Origin of the sequence: Hansschlegelia beijingensis (genome assembly GCF_045505405.1) — a bacterium.
GTDB lineage: Bacteria > Pseudomonadota > Alphaproteobacteria > Rhizobiales > Methylopilaceae > Methylopila > Methylopila beijingensis_A.
Genome location: NZ_JBJKEX010000304.1, coordinates 1 through 3735 on the forward strand (window position 1 = coordinate 1; position 3735 = coordinate 3735).

Sequence of the window (3735 nt, forward strand, 5' to 3'; positions counted from 1 at the left end):
CTGCGATCTTCGCGATCGAAGAGATCTTCGCCGAACGCGGCGCCCGTAGCGCGAGCCGCCGATCAGCGCGACCGGTCGCTCGGCCGCCCATAGCATCTTCTGCAGCCGCGCCATGTCGGCGAGGCCGGGCCAGGTCTCCGCGGGCTCCACCGGGGGCGCGTCGGCGACCGTCGCGGCCTCGGCCAGCATGTCTTCCGGCAGCCCGATCACCACCGGTCCGGGACGGCCCTGGCAGGCCGTGCGGAGCGCGCGCGCCACGAATTCGGGGATGCGGGCGGGATCGTCGATCTCGACGGCCCACTTCGCGATCGGCCCGAAGACCGCGGGCACGTCGAGCTCCTGGAACGCCTCCCGGCCCCGGAAGCCGCGCGCGACCTGGCCGACGAACAGGATGAGAGGCGTCGAATCCTGGCTTGCGACATGGACGCCGCTCATGGCGTTCGCCGCGCCGGGGCCGCGGGTGACGAAGCAGAGGCCGGGTTTGCCGGTCAGCCGACCGGCTGCGTCGGCCATCATGGCCGCGCCGCCCTCCTGCCGGCAGACCACGAAGTCGAAGGCTCGGGCGCGCATCGCCTCGAGCACGCCGAGATAGCTCTCGCCCGGCACGCCAAAGCCTGTCGACAGGCCGTTCGCGAGCAGCGCGTCAACCAGGATTTCGGCGCCGGTGCGGAGAGCCGCCATCGGCGTCAGCCGTACTTGTCGGCCGCGATCGTCACCGGCACGCGACCCAGGATGAACCTCAGCAGCCTGCGCGGCAGGAGGCGGCCGACGCGTATCGCCGCCACCATCTGCCAGGGGAAGGCGATCAGCTCATGTCCGCGGGTGAGCCGCCGGCGGATCAGCGCGGCCGCGTCGTCCGCGGACATCTCGAACGGCTTCGGCCCCAGATAACGCGCGCTCATGTCGCTCGTGACGAAGCCCGGGCACACCACGCTCACGCCGACGCCGTCGGCGGCCAGGAAGTCGGCTAGCGCCTCGCCCCAGACGAGGATGCCGGCTTTCGAGGCCGAATAGGCTGCGGTGTCGCCGATCGGCTGCAGGGCGGCGAGCGAGCTCATCAGAACGATCTGGCCGCGCCCGCGCGCCCGCATCGGCTCGATCAGCGGGGTCGCGGTGGCGACCGCGCCCTCGAGGTTCACCCTGATCTGGCGCTGGGCGCTCTGGAAGGTCTCCATGCGCCGGCCATCCTGCAGCCCGCCCGAAACGCCCGCATTTGCGATCAGCAGGTCGACCGGATGGCCGGCGTCGAACGCCAGCAGGACCTTGGCGAGCCCTTCGGCGTCGATCACGTCGACCGCCGCGGTCTCGACCGCCGCGCCGCGGGCGCGGCATTCCTCGGCGGTTCCGGCGAGCCGTTCCGCGTCCCGACCGATCAGCAGGAGGGTGACGCCCGGAGCCGCGTAGGCGCGCGCCAGCGCAGCGCCGATCCCGCGGCCGCCTCCGGTGACCACGACAGACTGCGGAGAAGCCTGACTCACTCGCCAGGTACCGGAGAGCCCGCTTCGCGGAAGGCGTTCTCGCTCGCCCAGGCGAGCGACACGGCGGGCGCGGGCCCCACCAGCCGGGCCATGGCGTTGGCGACGGCGATCTCGATGGCTTCGCGTGAGTAGAAGCCGCCGTTGATCTGCGTCCGGGCTGCGACGACCTTGCGGAAGGCCGACGCGAACTTCAGGTCCGGGGGGGTAGGGTCGCGCCAGAAGCTTTCGAGCGAGCCCTGATGGGTGAGCCCCGGAAGGTCGTAGATCGCCTGACCGAGCGCGATGGTCGGCCGCCCGCGCTCGATCGCGAGCGTGCCCATCGTGCTATTCACCACCACCACGCCGCTGGCGCCGTCGATCAGTCGCGGATTGTTGCCGCCGTCCACGTAGACGAGCCGGTCGCCGAGCCCGGTGCGCTGCGCCGTGATGTGCGTCGCGCGCCGCCGGTTGACGAGGCCGTTGTCGAGAGGGTGCAGCTTGACGACCAGATGGGCCTCCGGCGCGGCGTGCGCGGCGAACGACCGGGCGACGAAGTCGACGACCTCGGTCATCGCGCTGAACGGCGAATGCAGACGGATCTGGTAGTCGCTGTCGAGCTGCAGCGGCAGCATGAAATAGCGACGGTCGTTGGCCGTCAGCGCAGCCTGCGCGACGGCCGCGCGTCGCTCTTCCGCCTTGCGGCGCATCAGGCGCCCGATCCAGCCTGCATACTCCACCAGCGGGTGATTCGGCCGATATCGGCGGTAGCCGGGATACAGGTACGGGAAGCCAATATTGGCGCTGTTGTAGACCACGTCCCACAGGGATCGGGTCGGCATGCTCCCCTGGATGGGGCGCGGTCGCGGCGGATCGGGCAGTTCCTCGGCCAGCCGGCGGATTGTCTCCGGATCGCGGGGAAGGCTCGAGAAGCCGTTCACGCCTCCCGCCTCCATGGTGATCCAGTTCGGGCGGAAATAGCCTTCCTCGAAGACATGGACGTCGACGCCGCGCAGCTGCGCGGTCGCGATGGCGACGCGGTGATACGGCCGGCCGTCGCCGAACAGCACAAGATCGGTGACGCCGCGCGTGTCCATGAAGGCCGAGAGGAAGCCGCGCCAGCCCTCGAAGCGACCACGATAGTCGACCGAGCCGGGCATGCCCCAGAACAGCCGATCGCCGAGATTGAGATTGATGCGCTCGACGCCGTAGCCCTGCTGCTTCAGAGCCTTGCCGAGACGCTTGAAGAACGGCGACGCGAGCCCCTGCAGGAACAGGAACGTGCGCTGCGGCCGCCTCCGAACGTCGTTCCCGCCGTCGATCATCGGTCGCCTGCTCGGAGCGTTCCGCACAACGCGCGCCGCCCCGTCCTTATCGCTGCCCCACGTCCGTTGTCTCTCTTTTCGCAGATGCGAAGGCGTCCCTTGTGAGTCGGCAGCGGGGAACCTCAGATTGCCCGTTGCAACGCCACGGCTGGACCGGTAGCGCTGAGCAACCATCAGAAGCTAGAGAGACGTCGGACTCGCCATTTGAACCACACGCCGGGCAGAGTGGCAATCATCTCAAGCCGATTGCGGGATCGGCCCCAAGATGCCGAGGCGATCGCGGGGCTTCGGGCGTATCGTTTTGGAACCGCCCGGCGAACGATCCGCGCCGTCGTGACGACAGGCGACGACGCTTCGTTCGCACGCGCGGAAGCCTTCGCAGCCGCAAAACGAATCCCCCTGCTCACGGTCTGGCCGGGGCCGCTTGGCCTCGTCGCCCTTGATCGGGCCGGCCGCCCGCTGTGTTACGCAGTGGACGGAGCCCCTGCGGTCCCGAGCTCCGGCGCGCCGGTCGACCCGGCCTTCGTCGCCTCGGCTGTGGCCGGGCTGGTCGCCGCCGCCCCGCCTGGCGAGCTAACGGTCGCCGCAGACTTCGACGGCGCGGACCCGCGCCTCGTATGGCTCGACCCCTACGACCGCACGCTCATCCCGATCGAGCGCGCGCTGGAGATCGCGGGCGATGTCCTGCGTCATCGGGCAAAGACGTCGCGGCGTTCCTACGCGGTGGGGATCACGCGCTGGAAGCGTCCCGCGGTCACGGGCTTCCTCGACGGGCCCAACGGGCCTCCGGTCTTTCTTGGCCGCGCTGCGGAGGCCGCGTCCGCGGCCCGCGCCGGCTCCGGCCGGGTCGTGAGATGGGCGTCGCCCTTGTAGCCGACGTCGCCATAGACCCGCTTGACGTCGGACTTCGAGAAGTCGCGCCAGCCGCCGTCACGCTCGCCTTCCAGGGCGAGGTA

The 3735-nt window shown here is 70.3% G+C and carries 4 protein-coding genes; all 4 read right to left on the minus strand.

The features are described 5' to 3' along the window. Positions 1 to 681 (minus strand): thiamine pyrophosphate-binding protein (locus tag ACIKT0_RS14795; protein ID WP_407106080.1); only part of this gene is annotated, 681 nt, incomplete at its 3' end. 5 nt (positions 682 to 686) lie between these two features. Then, the gene (locus ACIKT0_RS14800) at positions 687 to 1478 is read right to left on the minus strand and encodes an SDR family NAD(P)-dependent oxidoreductase (RefSeq protein WP_407106081.1); all 792 of its coding nucleotides are present in this window, start codon (positions 1476 to 1478) and stop codon (positions 687 to 689) included. After that, positions 1475 to 2779, minus strand: a complete 1305-nt coding sequence (locus ACIKT0_RS14805) for a capsule biosynthesis protein (protein ID WP_407106082.1) — start codon at positions 2777 to 2779, stop codon at positions 1475 to 1477. The genes ACIKT0_RS14800 and ACIKT0_RS14805 overlap by 4 nt, the downstream gene beginning before the upstream one ends. 716 nt (positions 2780 to 3495) lie before the next feature. After that, positions 3496 to 3735, minus strand: a 240-nt coding sequence (locus ACIKT0_RS14810; RefSeq protein ID WP_407106083.1) for a hypothetical protein, incomplete at its 5' end; no start/stop codon positions are given.

Bases quoted from the DNA above. Each gene is read 5' to 3' on its own strand.
- ACIKT0_RS14805 (WP_407106082.1), bottom strand. From the start codon at position 2,779: ATGATCGACGGCGGGAACGACGTTCGGAGGCGGCCGCAGCGCACGTTC.